The 15,793-nt window shown below is 63.9% G+C and carries 15 protein-coding genes; 7 read left to right on the forward strand and 8 right to left on the reverse strand.

What is annotated here, in order from left to right:
- Nucleotides 1–149: 149 nt before the first annotated feature.
- Nucleotides 150–1,526 carry an aspartate aminotransferase family protein gene (locus JQ603_RS07845; protein ID WP_212337875.1) on the reverse strand — a complete coding sequence of 459 codons (1,377 nt, stop codon included), beginning with the start codon at nucleotides 1,524–1,526 and terminating at the stop codon, nucleotides 150–152.
- Nucleotides 1,527–1,538: 12 nt separating this feature from the next.
- A complete protein-coding gene (locus tag JQ603_RS07850; RefSeq protein WP_212337876.1) occupies nucleotides 1,539–2,381 on the reverse strand; it encodes a GNAT family N-acetyltransferase in 843 nt (280 codons plus the stop codon).
- Between the two features lie 174 nt (nucleotides 2,382–2,555).
- Between JQ603_RS07850 and JQ603_RS07855 the strand changes: the two genes are divergently transcribed.
- Nucleotides 2,556–3,224: a haloacid dehalogenase type II gene (locus JQ603_RS07855; RefSeq protein WP_212337878.1), complete on the forward strand. Its 669-nt coding sequence runs from the start codon at nucleotides 2,556–2,558 to the stop codon at nucleotides 3,222–3,224.
- Between the two features lie 16 nt (nucleotides 3,225–3,240).
- Complete coding sequence (locus tag JQ603_RS07860) at nucleotides 3,241–4,515, forward strand: NAD(P)/FAD-dependent oxidoreductase (RefSeq protein WP_212337879.1); 1,275 nt, start codon at nucleotides 3,241–3,243, stop codon at nucleotides 4,513–4,515.
- 78 nt (nucleotides 4,516–4,593) lie between these two features.
- Here JQ603_RS07860 and JQ603_RS07865 read toward each other — a convergent pair whose 3' ends face one another.
- From JQ603_RS07865 to JQ603_RS07880, 4 genes are read right to left on the reverse strand one after another with little or no spacing between them, the layout of a single operon-like run.
- On the reverse strand, nucleotides 4,594–6,051 hold the full coding sequence (locus JQ603_RS07865; protein WP_212337880.1) for an NAD-dependent succinate-semialdehyde dehydrogenase: 1,458 nt from the start codon (nucleotides 6,049–6,051) through the stop codon (nucleotides 4,594–4,596).
- Between the two features lie 18 nt (nucleotides 6,052–6,069).
- Nucleotides 6,070–7,113, reverse strand: coding sequence for a tartrate dehydrogenase (locus JQ603_RS07870; RefSeq protein ID WP_212337881.1), 1,044 nt, complete (start codon nucleotides 7,111–7,113; stop codon nucleotides 6,070–6,072).
- Nucleotides 7,110–8,585 carry an aldehyde dehydrogenase family protein gene (locus tag JQ603_RS07875; RefSeq protein ID WP_212337882.1) on the reverse strand — a complete coding sequence of 492 codons (1,476 nt, stop codon included), beginning with the start codon at nucleotides 8,583–8,585 and terminating at the stop codon, nucleotides 7,110–7,112. The genes JQ603_RS07870 and JQ603_RS07875 overlap by 4 nt, the downstream gene beginning before the upstream one ends.
- Nucleotides 8,582–8,932: a cupin domain-containing protein gene (locus JQ603_RS07880; RefSeq protein WP_212337883.1), complete on the reverse strand. Its 351-nt coding sequence runs from the start codon at nucleotides 8,930–8,932 to the stop codon at nucleotides 8,582–8,584. Before JQ603_RS07880 ends, JQ603_RS07875 begins: the two co-directional genes overlap by 4 nt.
- Nucleotides 8,933–9,270: 338 nt before the next feature.
- Here JQ603_RS07880 and JQ603_RS07885 point away from each other — a divergent pair, with 338 nt between their 5' ends.
- Nucleotides 9,271–10,173, forward strand: coding sequence for a GNAT family N-acetyltransferase (locus JQ603_RS07885; protein ID WP_212337884.1), 903 nt, complete (start codon nucleotides 9,271–9,273; stop codon nucleotides 10,171–10,173).
- A 55-nt stretch (nucleotides 10,174–10,228) separates the two neighbouring features.
- On the opposite strand, the gene JQ603_RS07890 is transcribed toward JQ603_RS07885, so the two are convergent.
- Both JQ603_RS07890 and JQ603_RS38400 read right to left on the reverse strand, forming a co-directional pair.
- Complete coding sequence (locus tag JQ603_RS07890) at nucleotides 10,229–10,762, reverse strand: MarR family winged helix-turn-helix transcriptional regulator (protein WP_349630705.1); 534 nt, start codon at nucleotides 10,760–10,762, stop codon at nucleotides 10,229–10,231.
- A gap of 108 nt (nucleotides 10,763–10,870) precedes the next feature.
- Nucleotides 10,871–11,017, reverse strand: a complete 147-nt coding sequence (locus JQ603_RS38400; protein WP_349630713.1) for a hypothetical protein — start codon at nucleotides 11,015–11,017, stop codon at nucleotides 10,871–10,873.
- Between JQ603_RS38400 and JQ603_RS07895 the strand changes: the two genes are divergently transcribed.
- The 4 genes from JQ603_RS07895 (at nucleotide 10,950) to JQ603_RS07910 (ending at nucleotide 15,620) form a co-directional block, all read left to right on the forward strand.
- On the forward strand, nucleotides 10,950–12,125 hold the full coding sequence (locus tag JQ603_RS07895) for an ABC transporter substrate-binding protein (RefSeq protein ID WP_349630710.1): 1,176 nt from the start codon (nucleotides 10,950–10,952) through the stop codon (nucleotides 12,123–12,125). The two genes, JQ603_RS38400 and JQ603_RS07895, sit on opposite strands and share 68 nt — an antisense overlap.
- A 6-nt stretch (nucleotides 12,126–12,131) precedes the next feature.
- A complete protein-coding gene (locus tag JQ603_RS07900) occupies nucleotides 12,132–13,196 on the forward strand; it encodes an alkene reductase (RefSeq protein ID WP_212337887.1) in 1,065 nt (354 codons plus the stop codon).
- Between the two features lie 293 nt (nucleotides 13,197–13,489).
- On the forward strand, nucleotides 13,490–15,229 hold the full coding sequence (locus JQ603_RS07905) for an acyl-CoA dehydrogenase (RefSeq protein ID WP_349630706.1): 1,740 nt from the start codon (nucleotides 13,490–13,492) through the stop codon (nucleotides 15,227–15,229).
- Between the two features lie 172 nt (nucleotides 15,230–15,401).
- On the forward strand, nucleotides 15,402–15,620 hold the full coding sequence (locus tag JQ603_RS07910) for a hypothetical protein (RefSeq protein WP_212337889.1): 219 nt from the start codon (nucleotides 15,402–15,404) through the stop codon (nucleotides 15,618–15,620).
- Nucleotides 15,621–15,793 lie beyond the last annotated feature (173 nt).

A 15,793-nucleotide genomic window follows, 5' to 3' on the forward strand; every position in this document is an offset into this window, starting at 1 on the left:
CTGCACTTCTTTCCTGCGATCAAAGTCTCGCAGGATAGTTCCGCGGCTTTGGCCGAAAAAACGGCGAGCGGCGGCACAAAATTGCGAAGATGTCTCTGTTTCCAGTGTTTCGGACCTGCTTGCAGCCGGCTCGTTGTGCATGCCTATTATTATCGCAGTGCGGCGCGAACTTCGGCATCAGCCAGCGTATCGTCGAGCGTCCTCGCCGTGCGCTCGATGATGGCGTCGATCTCCGACTCGGAGCAGCAGAGCGGCGGGGCGTAACCCAGCACGCCTGTTGGGAAAGCGCGGATGACGAGGCCGTTCTTCCAGGCGCGGTCGAAGATGCGTTTCGCTGGCTCGGCCGCGGCAGGAAGCGGCGTCTTGCGTTGCTTGTCGGTGACGAGTTCGACGGCGGCCAGCATGCCGCGGCCGCGCACGTCTCCAACCAGGGGATGATCCCTGAGCGATTGTAGGCCCGCCATCAGACGTGCGCCCGCCTTCGCGCCGTTCTCGAGCAGGCCGTTTTCGTAGAGGCGCAACACTTCCAGGGCGACGGCGGCGCTGACCGGATGCGCGGAATAGGTGTAACCGTGGCCGACGGCGCTGGCGCCCGCCGCATCGGCGATCGTGTCGTAGACGTGATCAGACATGAAGACCGCGCCCATTGGGACGTATCCCGAGGTCAATCCCTTGGCGACCGTCATGAGGTCGGGGATGATGTCATCCTCGCTGCATGCGAACAGCGGCCCGGTTCTGCCGAACCCGGTGATGACCTCGTCCGCGACGAAGAGGATGCCATGCGCCTTGCACCGCGCGCGCATGGCCTTCATCCAGCCCTTCGGTGGTACGAGCACGCCGCCCGAGCCCTGGATCGGTTCGGCATAGAACGCAGCGACGCGTTGCGCGCCGCCGATCTCCTCGATCTTCGCGTCGAGCGCGACCAGCGAGGCTGCGATGATGGCGTCGTCGTCCTCGCCGGCCGGATTGCGATAGACATAGTGCGAGGGGATCCTGTGCTGCCAGCTGAGCGGCACGCCGAAGCCGGCATGGAAGGCGGGCAGGGCCGTCAGCCCGGCACCGACGGTCGAAGACCCGTGATAACCCTGTTCGACCGAGATGAAATGCTCGCGCTGTGGCTCGCGCCGCGCGTGCCAGTAATAGCGGACGAAGCGGACCGTGCTGTCGACGGCATCCGAGCCGCCGAGCGTGAAATAGACATGGTTGAGATCGCCGGGCGCGCGCTGTGCCAATTCGGCCGCAAGCCGGATCGCGGGCTCCGAGCCGAGGCTGAAATAGCCCGTCGCGTAGGGAAGCTCCCGCATCTGGCTGGTAGCGGCCGCAACGATGCTCTCGTGCCCGTAGCCGGCATTGACGCACCAGAGGCCGGCGAAGCCGTCGATCAGCTGATGTCCGGAAGCGTCCGTCACGGTCGCTCCCCTGGCCGACTTCAGCACCTTGACGCCGGCCGCTTCGTGACCCCGATAGGATGCGACCGGATGGATGAGGTGAGCCCGGTCGAGCTCGATGAGCGAATTGCTAAGCAAGAAAGTCTCCGCTTATCCAAAGGCCTGGCTGGCGAGGGCGAATGTGGTGAATGTGGAGGGACTGGACCCCACCGCGACGGGGCGCTGCATGGCGATGCCGTCGCCCACCTGGCCCAACCCGTGCTCGGAGAGCCAGGCGCTCAATTGCGAGGCTTCGGCAGTATCGACGCGAACGAAACGTCCCTCGCTTCGGGTCATGAAAAAGCTGAGCAGAGCCTTTCCGTCATCGACATTCGCTGCAACGATGGGTCCGATCACTTCACCTCTGCCGAAGGCGCGCGACGCCGCAAATCCGGCGATCCCGTGGCCACGATCGAGCACGGCGAGTTGGCCGACCTCCGCGAGCGTGCGCAGCAGGCATCTGCGGTCGGCACCGAACGCGGTTCGGTCGAGCTCGAGGATGCCGAAGATGTCGTGTGACTCGGCCGGCCGGACATTGGCGGGCGCGGCGACGGGCAATGCCATGCCCTGGTGTTGGATGATCGTTCCGGTCCGGTGAAAGCCGAGCTTTTGATAGAGCGGCAGGCCCTCGCCGGTCGCAACCAGCCTCAGCGCGCGCAATCCTGCCTGCTCGATGATTGCTTCCATGAGCCGGCGTCCCAATCCGCGGCCGCGGGCGGCTTCATCGACGATGACCATGTTGACGGTCGCGACATCCCGCTTGTAGGGCGTCATCAGGATCGTTCCGACGACGGTTGAAGCATCCGCATCCAGGGCGACGAACCCCGCGCTGAGATCGAGCGCCAGTTGCCAGTCCTCGCGGCGGTGCGGCCATCCGGCTTGGCGCGAAAGACGTAACGCGCCCTCGAGATGATCGGGGCGAAAGGCCGTGAGCGATATGGTGCTCTGGGTCATCGACTCGTGTTCCTGTCCGGCACCAGTTTCTTATCTTGGTGACGTGCAGATCGTCTGAAGCGCCCGGCGGGAACGATATCTTCCACCGCAGCCGGCGCAAAAGCCGCATCTTATGCCGCGTTGACGTTCTATTGTTGCAGCCCTGACATTGCGCGAGCGCACCAGGATAGGATGATGAGCCAGTTTCGCCCGAAATACGTGACCTTCGACTGCTACGGCACGCTGACGAATTTCCAGATGGCGGAAGCGGCGCAGGACATCTATCGCGCGCATCTTCCTGAAGCGCAAATGGCCGCGCTCGTGCGGGATTTCGCGGCGTATCGGCTCGACGAGATTCTCGGCGACTGGAAGCCCTATGCCGACGTGATCCACAATGCGCTGGAGCGTGCGTGCAAGCGCAACGGCGTAGCCTTCAAGTCCGAGCATGGGCAGATGGTCTATGACCGCGTGCCGAGCTGGGGGCCGCATCCCGACGTTCCTGCCGGGCTCGCCAAGGTCGCCAAGGAGATTCCGCTCGTCATCCTCTCCAACGCCATGAATGCGCAGCTGCCGTCCAACGTTGCCAAGCTCGGGGCGCCGTTTCACGCTGCGCTCACGGCCGAACAGGCCCGATCCTACAAGCCCCGCATGAAGGGCTTCGAATTCATGTTCGATACGCTGGGTTGCGGGCCTGAGGACGTCGTGCACTGCTCCTCGTCCTTCCGCTACGACCTGATGACCGCGCACGACCTCGGCATCAAGAACAAGGTATGGGTCAATCGGGGGCACGAGCCCGCCAATCCCTATTATGGCTATGTCGAGATCAAGGACATCGGCGGCCTGCCCGGTGTGTTCGGACTTTGAGCCGGCGGGATCTGCGGTGAAATACGTCTCCTACTGGCACGATACCGCACCGCGCTTTTCCGGCGGCGCCGAAGGTCCCGTCGAAGGACATTATGATGTTGCGGTGATCGGCGGTGGCTTCACCGGCCTCGGAGCTGCGCGCCAGCTCGCCAAGGCGGGAACGAAGGTCGTCGTGCTCGAGGCGGACCGGGTGATCGGCGGCGCATCGGGTCGGAATGGCGGGCATCTCAACAATGGTCTTGCCCACAGCTATCTCGCCGCCAAGGCGGAATTGGGCAAGGAGCGAGCCGTCGCGCTCTACCACGCGCTCGATTCCTCGATCGACACGCTCGAGGCGCTGATCGCGGAGGAGGGTATCGCATGCGATTTTCGCCGTGCCGGCAAGCTGAAGCTCGCCTCCAAGCCGAAGCATCTCGACGCCATCGCGCGCAATTTCGAAGCGGTCCATCGCGAGGTTGACCCGGACACCGCATTGCTGTCCGCCCGGGATCTCGGCGCAGAGATCGGCTCACCCTTCTTTGGCGCGATGCTCTCGAAGAAGAGCGCGATGATGCATATGGGACGCTATGGCGTCGGGCTGGCCGAGGCCGCCAAGCGCCGCGGCGCGATCGTCTTCGAGCAGGCACCGGTCACCGCGCAGGCGCGCGAAGGATCGCGCCATCGCCTGACCACGCCGCGCGGCAGCGTCACCGCCGATCAGGTGCTGCTGGCGACGGGCGCCTACACCACGCCCAATTTCGGCTACTTCCGGCGACGCCTCGTCGCCGTCGGCAGCTTCATCATTGCGACACGGCCGCTGGATGCAACCGAAATCGCGGCCACCATGCCCGGCAATCGCACTTGCGTCACCTCGATGAACGTCGGTAACTATTTCCGCCTGGCACCCGACAATCGTCTGATCTTCGGCGGACGGGCGCGTTTCTCGGCGACGTCGGACCAGCGTTCCGACGGCAAGAGCGGCGCCATTCTCGTCGACGGTCTCACGCGACTCTTCCCGCAGCTCGCCGGCATCGAGATCGACTATTGCTGGGGCGGGCTGGTCGACATGACCAGCGACCGTTTCCCGCGCGCCGGCTATCAGGACGGGTTGTGGTATGCGATGGGCTATGCCGGTCACGGCGCGCAACTGTCGACCCATCTCGGCATGATCATCGCCGATGCGATGCTCGGACGCGAAGACCGAAATCCCATGAAAGGTCTCGACTGGCCTGCGGTGCCCGGTCATTTCGGCAAGCCGTGGTTCCTGCCGCTGGTGGGGATGTACTACAAGATGCTGGATCGCGTTCAGTAGCGTCGGACACTGGGCCCCGTCGCGGGCCGTCAATCAGATGCGCGAGAGGGCGCGCACCCGCGCCCTCTCCATTGCGGCCTAGCCCAATCCGCCGATGTGGAAGGCCTTCATCTCGAGGTATTCCTCGATTCCGATCTGCGCGCCTTCGCGCCCCAGGCCGGATTGCTTCACACCCCCGAACGGCGCCACCTCGGTCGACACCATGCCCGTGTTGAGGCCGACCATTCCGGCTTCGAGCGCCTCCGCAACGCGCCAGGACCGCTTCAGGTCTCGCGTATAGAAATAGGCGGCGAGGCCGAAGGGCGTCGCATTGGCGATGGTGATCGCCTCCTCGTCGGTCTCGAAGCGGAAGAGAGGCGCAACGGGACCAAATGTCTCCTCATGCGCCAGCACCATGTCGGTGGTGGCCCCGGTCAGGACGATCGGCGCAGTGAATTGCGGACCCCTGGGCAGGCTCGCCGGTTGCGCGGCAATACGGGCGCCCTTGGACAGCGCATCGGCGACATGGCGGTTGATCTTGCTGATCGCCGCTTCGTTGATCATCGGCCCGATCGCCACGCCCGGCTCGAGGCCCGATCCCACCTTCATTGAGTTGACGCGGGCGACGAGCTTGGCCGCGAAGGCGTCATAGACGCCCGACTGCACGAGGATCCTGTTGGCGCAGACGCAGGTCTGGCCGCCGTTACGGAACTTCGACATGATTGCACCGTCGACAGCGAGGTCGAGATCGGCGTCGTCGAAGACGATGAAGGGCGCATTTCCGCCGAGCTCGAGGCTCACGCGCTTGACGCTCTCGGCAGCACCGCGCATGAGCAGGGAGCCGACGCGGGTCGAGCCGGTGAACGAGATCTTGCGCACCGTCTCGTTGGCCATGATCTCGGCGCCGATCTCCATCGGCAGGCCGGTGACGATGTTGATGACACCGGCGGGAATGCCGGCGCGCTCGGCCAGCACGCCGAGAGCCAGCGCCGAATAGGGCGTGAAGTCCGATGGCTTGATCACGACGGTGCATCCCGCCGCGAGTGCCGGTGCCACCTTGCGGGTGATCATCGCGTTCGGGAAATTCCAGGGCGTGATGATCGCACACACGCCCACCGGTTCCTTGAGAACGACGATGCGCCGGTCCGGCGTGGGCGAGGGGATCGTGGTGCCGCCGATCCGCCGGGCTTCCTCCGCGAACCATTTGACGAAGGAGGCGCCGTAGCGAATCTCGCCCTTGGACTCCTCCAGCGGCTTGCCCTGCTCGAGCGTCAGGATGCGCGCGAGATCGTCGAGATGCGCGATCATGAGACCATGCCAGGCTTCCAGAAGCGCGGCGCGCTCGGCATTGGTTTTCGCGCGCCAGGCGGTGTAGGCCTTCGCGGCAGCAGCAATGGCGGCGCGTGTGTCGTCCCGTCCCATATCCGGCACGGTCCCCAGCACGGCTTGCGTCGCCGGGTCGATCACGTCGATCGTCGCGCCCGAAAGCGCGGCTTGCCATTGGCCGCCGATCAAGCCCTGCTGGCGGAAGAGCTGCTGGTCACTCAGGTTCTGCATCTGTTGCGCCTTGTCGTTTCAGGAGAGACGGGAAAGTACGGCTGTCGTGATGGCCTCGGTGCGCTCCTTGCCTGGAACCGTACCGATGCCGCTGGACGTCGTGGCCTCCAGGGCGGACATGATGCGGACAGCGGCTTTGGCCTCGCCAAGATGTTCGAGCATCATGGCCCCGGACCAGATGGCTGCGATCGGATTGGCCGTCCCGAGATGGGCGATGTCGGGCGCCGAGCCGTGAACGGGCTCGAACATCGACGGAGCACTACGCTCCGGATTGATGTTGGCGGAGGCGGCGAAGCCGAGCCCGCCCTGGATGGCTGCACCGAGATCGGTCAGGATGTCGCCGAACAGATTGGACGCGACGACGACGTCGAGGCTCTCCGGCGCCATGACCATGCGCGCCGAGAGCGCGTCTACATGGTAGCTCGTGCATTCGACGTCCGGATAGTCGGCAGCAACCAGTCGCGTTACTTCGTCCCAGAAGACCATCGAGTATTTCTGCGCATTCGACTTGGTGACTGAGGCAAGCTTCTTGCGCCGCTTGCGGGCCTGTTCGAAGCCGAACCGCAGGATCCGTTCGACGCCGGCGCGCGTGAACACCGAGGTCTCGACCGCGATCTCCGCGGGGGTGCCCTGATGCACGCGTCCGCCGGCGCCCGAATATTCGCCTTCGGTGTTCTCGCGGATGCAGAGAATGTCGAACTCGGTGGTCTTCAACGGGCCGTTGACGCCCGGAAGCAGGCGGTGTGGCCTGACATTGGCATATTGCGTGAACCCTTTCCGGATCGGCAGCAGCAGGCCGTGCAGGGACACGGCATCGGGCACCTCCGCCGGCCAGCCGACCGCGCCAAGCAGAATCGCGTCGAACGTCGCGAGCGTCTTGATGCCGTCGGCAGGCATCATGGCGCCCGTCTCCTTGTAGAACGCACAGGACCACGGAAACGTCTTTCCGCTGAGTGCAAAGCCCGAATGCCTGGCGGCGGCTTCGAGCACCGTCCACGCGGTGTCGGTGACGTCGCGGCCGATGCCGTCGCCGGGAATGAGTGCGATCGTATAAGCTTTCATGAATGCCTCTCGACGTGGATGAGCACGCTCTTGGAGCGACGATTGGCGTGATAGGCTTCGCGCCCGAGATCCTTGCCGATGCCGGAGTGCTTGTAGCCGCCCGTCGGCAGGATGTGATCACGCGAGCGGCCGTAGCGGTTGACCCAGACGGTGCCTGCCGGGAGGGCGCGCGTGATCCGCATGACGCGCGCGACGTCACGGGTGAAGAGCCCGGCGGCAAGGCCGTAGGTAGGGTGGTCGGCGAGTGCCAGGGCTTCCTCCTCGGTCGTGAATGTCTGAAGCGTCAGCACCGGTCCGAAGATCTCCTCGGTGATTGCGGGAGAAGATTGATCCACCTTTGCAAGCAGCGTCGGCGTATAGAAATAGCCCTTGCCCTCCATCGGTCCGCCGCCCGTGCGGCATTCGGCGCCCTTTGCGCGGGCCGCCTGCACGATCGCGTCAATCCGCGATCGCTGCTTCTCGGAGATGATCGGGGAATAGGTCGATGCGGCCTCCCAAGTGGGGCCGGCCTGGACAGCTTGCATACGGGCGATGATGGCTTCCACCAGCGGCTCGGCCACGAGGCTGTGGGCGATGAGCCGAGATCCCGCGACACAGGCTTGGCCGGCATTTGCGAGGATGCTGCCCGCAATCGCAGTGGCGGCCTGGTCGAGATCGGCATCGGCGAAGACGAGCTGTGGGCTCTTGCCGCCGAGCTCGAGAGTCATGGGTTTGATGCCCGTCTGCGCGATATTGGCCATGATGGCAGCGCCCGCGCGGGTCGATCCGGTGAAGCTCACCTTGGCGATGTCGGGATGTCCGGTGATGGCTGCGCCGGTGGTCGGCCCGTCGCCGAGCACGATGTTGATGAGCCCCGCAGGCATGCCTGCCTTAACGGCCAGTTGGGCGAGAAGGATGGACGAGAACGGCGTCATCTCGGACGGCTTCAGCACGACCGCATTGCCCGCGGCGAGGGCCGGCCCGAGTTTCCATCCCGCCATGTTCACCGGAAAATTCCAGGGCGTGATCGCGCCGACAACCCCATATGGCTCGGTCATGACCATGCCGAGGTGCTCGTCGTCGGTGGGCACGAGGTCGCTGCCCTCCTTGTCGGCGAATTCGGCGAAGAAGCGGATCTGCTCCGCGGTGATCGCGATGTCTCCCGCGACGAGTTGACCGACCGGACGAGTGGACGAAATCGCCTCGACCTTGGCGAGCATCTGGGCTTCGCTCTCGATGAGGTCGGCCCAGCGCTTGAGGACGTTGGCTCGTTCGCGCGGGCGCACGCCGCCCCAGTTGCTGGTCTTCAACGCCCTCCTGGCGGTTTGGACCGCCTCGTCCACGGTCTCCGCCGAGGCAACCGGACACTCGGCGTAGAGCGCGCCATCCGAAGGCCGGTGCAGCGGAAGCTGACCGGACGTCTCCAGCAATCGATCACCGATGAAATGGCCGATCGGCAGCGGAATCCGGTCGGGATCGAAGCTCAGGCTCATGACACCGTGACGTAGATCTTGCGGACGGTCTCGAGGGTCTTCCAAACGCCGGTAAAGCCGGGCTTCATGACGAAGCTGTCGCCGGCCTTGAACGTGATCGGCTCACCGCCATCCGGCGTGATCTCGATCCTGCCGGCGAGGATGTGACAGAATTCGAAGGTCTCACCCTTGATGGAGCGCGTCTCGCCCGGCGTCGCTTCCCACACGCCGGTATGCACCAGCTCACCCTTGGCCTCGTCCTGCGCCCAGGTCTTGAAATGCGGCGCGCCGGCAATGAGCCGCTCCGGGATCGGGCCGGATTCCTTCGGGGCGAAAGTCGGGTTGGGATCAATCCGTTTCAGCAGCAAGTTGGGCTCCTCTCAGTAACCACAAGTCCGATCCAAGAGCCCGACGAGGTCGAGGCCCGCTTCATATCGCTTGATGTTGTCGATGACCGCGCGAGCGGCGCTGTCCGCAGGGGCTTTGGACACGCAGGGCATGGCGGGTTCACCCGATTGCGCTATGCTATCGGAGCGGTGTTCCATCCGGTGCCGAATGCAATCGCGATTTGGTGGATTGTTTCGCCAGATGGCTGTTCTGAAACGTAATCTGCGGCGAGGCTCGGTTTATGCTGAGCGCTACCGCGGCTCTGGAGCGAACTTAGAAGAAGTTACTGCGACCAATGTCAGGCCGATCAGGGGAAGACATGAAGTCCCGCACGACCCGTTCGCTGACCATCGACGCATTCGATGCGCGTGCGGTCGACATCGACACGGTCGAGCTCGATCAACTTTACACCCTCTCGATCGGCGTCGGCTGGCCGCACCGCCCGGAGGACTGGCAGTTTCTGCGTGACACCGGCCACGGCATCGCCGTTCATGATGAAATCGGACGGGTGCTGGGATCGGCCATGTGGTTTCCTCATGGGGCGGATTTTGCAACTGTCGGCATGGTCATCACCTCGCCCCGTCTTCAGGCGCTTGGCACAGCCCAGTGGCTCATGAAGCGCATTCTGTCCGCCTCCAAGGGGCGCAATCTCCGCCTCAATGCAACGCATGCAGCGCGCAAGCTCTATCTTTCGCTCGGCTTTCATCGCGAACGAACGGTGTTCCAGCGGCAAGCCGAGGTGCAGCGATCCGGTGAGGTGCCGAGTCCTTCCGAAGGGGGTGAGCTCCGGAAGCTGGCTCGGAAGGATCTACGGGCCATCGCTCAACTGGATGCGCAGGCATTTGGCGCCGCGCGGCCCGATTTGCTTGCGGCGCTCCTCGGACAATCCGCCGGGTTCGGACTCTATCGGCATGGTCGTCTCGAAGCGTTCGCATTGTGTCGTCCGTTTGGGCGAGGGCACGTCGTGGGGCCTGTCGTCGCGTCAAGCGACGAAGATGCGATCCTAGTCGTCGCGCCGCATGTCGCCGCTCATGACGGGCAGTTTCTGAGGATCGACACGCATCTGGCCGACGGTGAGTTCTGCTCCTTCCTGGCTAGGTGTGGGCTCGTCTTTTTCGACACCGTCACGACGATGTCGCTGGGGGGAGAGTTTCATGATCCGAATGATCGCTCTGGACAGACGCCCGTAACCTACGCGCTTGCAAGCCAGGCGCTTGGCTGAGATTGTTGAAGTCTCGTCCTGGCCGCCGGATATCGGCCGATCGGACATGGTGCGGCTATTTCTGCCTGCCAAACGTCGCAAGAATCTGCAGCAACTGCTTGTGGCCGGCGACGCCGACTTTCTTCATGAGCCTCTTCTCGTGCTCCTGAACGAGAACCTCGGCACGCTCAAGCAGCATCCTTCCTTCGGCGGTCAGATAAAGGGCATGGGATCGACGGTCTGTCTTCGAGGGGGTGCGCTTCAGCAGGCCTCGTGATTCCAGGCCATCCAGCATCGGGACGAGGGCGGATCGCACCACGCCCAGAACATGTGATAGCGCCATCTGTGACAAGCCGGGGTTTTCCCCAACGATCGTCAGGATCGAAAAGTGCACGGGCCGCAATTCGAGGGGGCCGAGTGTCGCATTGAAGTCCTCGAAGACCCATAGCTGAGCCTGCCGGATCAGGTAGCCGGCAAGGCCGTTCAGCTTCTTCAGGCTGACCGGTGCAGACGACTCGTTCCCGGGATTTGCATGTCGGGGCGCTGCTCCCGACCCCGCGACCTGCTCTCGGACCCGCATCGGCGCCGGACGAAGCTTTTGGTCGGACACGCTTTTCCTTTGCTCCATCTGTTGGACTTGTTCTTCGCTTGGTTCGTCCTGTGGTGCAAATGCTTTCTCATTTGTTCTTGACAATAACTGTTCATGTTATGAACAATATCAGAAGCCGCGCAGCAAGTGCGGGAGAGTGGGGAGGGGCATGGCTGGGATGATGAAACGGTTGCTTTGTGCTCTGGCGATCTCGTCAGGGGCATGCGCGCCGGCGCTTTCGCAGGTCTCCGACGATGCCGTCAGGATCGGCGTCATGACCGATCTGTCGAGCTGGGGCCGGGACAACACCGGGCCGGGATCTGTGGAAGCGGCCAAGACGGCCATCGAGGAGTTCGGATCCACCGTGCTCGGCAAGCCAATCGAGCTGATCAGCGCCGACCACCAGATGAAGGTGGATGTGGGCACCCAGCTCGCGCGCGGCTGGTTCGACAACGGCAAGATCGACGCGATCGTCGACGTTCCCAACTCGGCGATCGCGATCGCGCTTCACAACATGGCGCGGGAGCGCAACAAGGTCCTGTTGCTGTCGGGCGCCGGCGCGAGCTCGCTGACAGACGAGCTGTGCAGCGCCAACACCGTGCAGTTCACCTACGATACCTATGCCCTTTCGAAGGTGACGGCGTCGGCAATGGTGGCGGAGGGAGGCAAGTCCTGGTTCTTCGTCACCGCGGATTATACGTTTGGACACCAGCTCGAGCAGGACGCGACGCGTTTCATCAAGCAGGCCGGCGGCGACGTACTTGGCAGCGTGCGTCATCCGTCTAACACATCCGACTTCTCATCCTTTGCCCTGCAGGCGCAGAATTCCAAAGCGAACGTCGTTGCCTTCGCCAATGCCGGCCAGGACACGCAGAACGCGATCAAGCAGGCGCACGAGTTCGGCCTCGTCGGCGGAGGTCAAAAACTGGTCGGGCTTCTGATGTTCGATGCCGATGTTCACGCGATCGGCCTGCGCGAGGCGCAGGGCACCTACATGACGACGGCGTCCTACTGGAACATGGACGAGAAGACCCGTGCCTGGTCGAAGAAGTTCTACGCCCGGACCGGCGTCATGCCTTCGATGATCCAGACCGGCGTCTATGGCGCCGTGCTTCATTATCTCAAGGCCATCAGTGCGGCGGGCGGTGATGATCCGGCCAAAGTTATGCCGAAGATGCGCGAACTGCCGATCGAGGACGCGTTCGTGCATCAAGGCAAGCTGCGTGAGGATGGACGCGTCATCCGCGACATGTACCTTGCCCGGGTGAAGAAACCGGAGCAGTCCAAGGAACCATGGGACTATCTCGAGATCGTCAAGACGGTGAAGGGTGAAGATGCCTTCAGGCCGATCTCGGAATCGAAGTGTCCTTTGCTGAAGCGTTGATGACGAATGGCAAGTCTGTTTGACCGGATCCGGCTCGGCTCCATCGAAGCCGCCAACCGGATATTCATGGCGCCGATGACGAGAGGCCGCGCCACGCCCGACCACGTGCCGACGCCGATCATGGCGCAGTACTACGGACAGCGGGCATCGGCGGGGCTCATTCTCACCGAAGCGATCGGCATAAGCCTCGAGGGGTTGGCTTGGCCCTACGCGCCGGGAATCTGGAGCGAGGAGCAGATCGACGGATGGAGCGCCGTCACCGACGCGGTGCATCAAGCCGGTGGGCGCATCGTCGCTCAGCTCTGGCACATGGGCAGGCTGACGCATTCGAGCTTCCCGGGACGCGGTCGCCCGGTGTCCGCATCCGCAACGACGGCCCCGGGTCTCGCTCAAACCTACGACGGCAAGCTGCCTTACGAGGAGGCGAAGGCGCTGGACGTCGCCGAGATTCCCGCCTTGGTCGATCAGTTCGCAAGCGCGGCCCGCAACGCAGTGCGCGCGGGCTTCGACGGCGTCCAGATCCATGCGGCGAACGGCTATCTCCTCGATCAATTCCTCCGCAGCAGTTCCAACTTGCGGCGCGACGGGTATGGCGGAAGCGCCGAGAACCGTATTCGGCTTCTTCAGGAGGTGACGGCTGCGGTTATCCAAAGTATCGGCGCCGACCGGACGGCGGTACGTCTTTCGCCAAACGGTGAGATCAAGGGCGTGAACGACGATGATCCGGAGGGGCTCTTCGTCGTCGCGGCGAAAATGCTCTCCACGCTTGGAATCGCGTTTCTGGAGGTGCGCGAACCGGATTTCAACGGGACCAACGGCAAGGCGGATCGGCTGCCCGTCGCGCCGCTGATGCGCAGGGCCTTCAACGGCCCGTTGGTGCTCAACTCCGACTACGACGCGGAGAAGGGGCAGGCCGCGCTCGATGCGGGCCAGGCCGATGCAATCGCGTTCGGGCGTCTCTTTATTGCCAATCCCGACTTGCCGGACCGACTTGCACGAGGTCTCCCACCTTCGTCGTCCGATCCGGCGACCTGGTATTCGCGGGGCGCCGAAGGCTACACCGAATTCTGAGCCGCTGGATCGCTCCGAGCACCTGGAGGTGACGCCGACGCGGCTGCGCGACGCCTCCGGCCGGCGAGGGGCGTTCGCGAGGAAGACATGCGCGCGAGTTGTGCAGCTCGTCTCTGCACACGTCGACGTCCGCGAGGCTCTCCCGGCCAACCCGTCCACAAATGCAATTGACACGTAATAGTTATATTTAATAACTAAATCGACCGGCGCGAAGTGCCGCAGGCAGGTCGTCTCGACGGCGTAAGGAGGAAGACATGGACTATGCTGCGCCGGTACGATCGATCGCGTTTGCATTGGATGCGGTCGCCGATCTCGGCGAGCATATCCGCGCGGGCATGCACGGGAACGCCGGCGCCGACACCATCGACAGCGTGCTGAACGAAGCCGGCACGTTCGCGAGCGAAGTTCTCGGCCCGCTCAATCGGCAAGGCGATCTCATCGGCGCCCGTTTCGCCGATGGCCGGGTCACTCTGCCGGATGGCTGGCGCGAAGCCTACTCCGCCTGGAGCCGGGCGGGCTGGAACGCGATCGACCTGCCGGAGCAGTGGGGCGGCATGGGGCTTCCGACCCGTCTCGCCGCGGCCTGCATGGAGATGTGGACGAGCGCCTGCATGTCGTTCGCGCTCGGGCCGGTTCTGACCCAGGGTGCGAGCGAAGCGTTGTTCCTTCACGCGGATGAGGCGCTCAAGGCGGCCTATCTCCCCGAGTTGGTCAGCGGCGAATGGACGGCGACCATGAATCTGACGGAGCCTCAAGCCGGCTCCGATGTCGGTGCGCTCAAGGCCAAGGCCGTACCCGCAGGCGATGGGACCTACCGCATCACGGGCCAGAAGATCTTCATCACCTATGGTGAGCACGATCTGACGGAGAACATCGTGCACCTGGTGCTCGCGCGCCTGCCCGATGCGCCTGAAGGGTCGAAGGGCATCTCCCTCTTTCTCGTACCCAAATTTCTGCTCGACGCGGCGGGGCGCATCGGCCGGCGCAACGATGTGAAATGCACGCGGCTCGAGGAGAAGCTCGGCATCCACGCGAGCCCGACCTGCGCGATGTCTTTCGGCGAGGATGGCGGCGCGTTGGGTTGGCTCGTCGGGAAGGAGAACGAGGGCTTGGCCTGCATGTTCACCATGATGAACAAGGCGCGCCTCTTTACGGGAATCCAGGGCGTGGCAGTCGCCGAGAGGGCCTATCAGCATGCGCTCGCCTTCGCGAAGATCCGACGCCAGGGACGCGCGCCGGGAAGCTCGCAGCCCTGCGCGATCATCGCGCATCCGGATGTTCGCCGGAACCTGATGACGATGAAGGCGCTCACCGCCGCGGGCCGCGCGATCGCCTATGCCGCCGCGGCGGCCATTGATCAGGCCGAACACGGCTCGGCCGCGGCGCGCGAAGACGCTGCCGCCCTTGCCGGCCTGCTCACGCCGATCACCAAGGCGTTCTGCAGCGAGGTCGGCGTCGAAGTCGCGTCGATCGGCCTGCAAGTTCACGGCGGCATGGGCTATGTGGAGGAAACCGGAGCGGCGCAGCTCTATCGTGATGCCCGGATCACGCCGATCTACGAAGGGACTAATGGAATCCAGGCCATCGACCTCGTGACGCGCAAGCTTCCCCGCGGGGCGACCGCGGCGAAGCTGTTCGACGAATACGAGAGCTACGGACGCACGATCGAGAAGCGTGCAGACGCTCTCTTCGGGCGGACAGGCCTTTCGCTATGCGACGCCGTAGCCGATCTCCGGCGAGCCTCGGCCCATCTCCTGCACGGCGGAACTTCCATGGAAGAGCGGTTGGCGGCCGCTACGCCCTATCTGCGTCTGTTCGCCGTCACTGCCGGTGCCGCCTATCTTGCCAAGGCAGCGCTGGCTGCCGCGGACAGCCTGAAGCAGCATCCGGACGATAGGTTCCTGCATGACACGATCGCGACAGCCCGCTATTTCGCCGAGAACCTGGCGGTTCAAAGCTTTGGGTTGGCACGGATCGTCACCGACGGCTCGGGCGCCTTGAAGGCCGGTTGCATCGCCGAGTTCGCCGACTGAATTGGTGGCCGCGATAGAGATCGTCCAAACCGTGGATCGGCGGGTCATCCATCAATTGGATGTCCTCAGTGAACAGTCCCGTGTCCGCAATTCCCCCGCCTCGAAATAATGGGTTTGGAACGCGGGCAGGCGCCTGCAGTTCCTATCCTCAGGCGTGAGAGGGAGGGTCGACATGGCCGACGAACGCTTTGCCTATCTGCTGGGTCAGGCTGCCATGGACGTGTGGGGTGATATGCCGCGCGATGTCCAGGAGGCGCTGTTCGAGACGGCGATGAAGGGGCATGCTTCGGAGCGGGAAGCGCTCGCGCGACTGCTTCACGACCGTCATCCGCGTACGGTACGGCACATCCTGCCAAACCTGTTTGAACGGGGACGAACAACGTCTCGCTGATCGAGGCGTTTTGCGAGTGTTGACCATGGAGCCGATGCAAGTCGAATCCGTAAGGCAAGGGGCGTAAAGCCGGATGAGCGATAGCGGCGCTCGTCCGCGCCTGGAACGTGGGGTGCGGGACGACGTTGAGGTCGCATCGCAAGATGGCGGGACCCGGCTCCGCCAAGCACTAG

This window comes from Bradyrhizobium liaoningense (assembly GCF_018130825.1).
In the GTDB taxonomy this organism is placed as follows: Bacteria; Pseudomonadota; Alphaproteobacteria; order Rhizobiales; family Xanthobacteraceae; genus Bradyrhizobium; species Bradyrhizobium liaoningense_B.